1 protein-coding gene is annotated in these 325 nt (G+C 48.3%); it reads right to left on the minus strand.

Annotated elements, in window-relative coordinates; all coding sequences use genetic code 11:
* Positions 1-227, minus strand: a 227-nt coding sequence (locus tag AC1RP4_RS07890; RefSeq protein WP_481763256.1) for a hypothetical protein, incomplete at its 3' end; no start/stop codon positions are given.
* Positions 228-325: the final 98 nt, after the last annotated feature.

The raw sequence follows: 325 nt of genomic DNA on the forward strand, positions 1-325 counted from the left end.
GTGTTTAGATATCCAAATGTTTGATCTGCTGCCGCTCCCCATGCAGCCGTTGAATATGACATTGACTGGAATGCACCTATGGGACGCAATGAGAAACCGTTTACGCCAGTTACACTAGGAATCGCTACGGTTGTCTTACGTGTCGGCGCAGCAGGGGTTGGGGACCATCCCTGTGTTCTAAGGTCTGAATCGTCACGAACCGTCTCAAACCCTTGCATGTATTTCAAGGTCATTTTATTTCCTTAGCTTGGCGTGAACCAAGTTATTGTTGTCATCGGCTTTGCTGGATTCAAAGTTGTCTGGGCAATGATCTCCAGCGCAACGC

The sequence above is a fragment of the Dellaglioa sp. CoH-56-MRSF-10 genome (assembly GCF_056782175.1).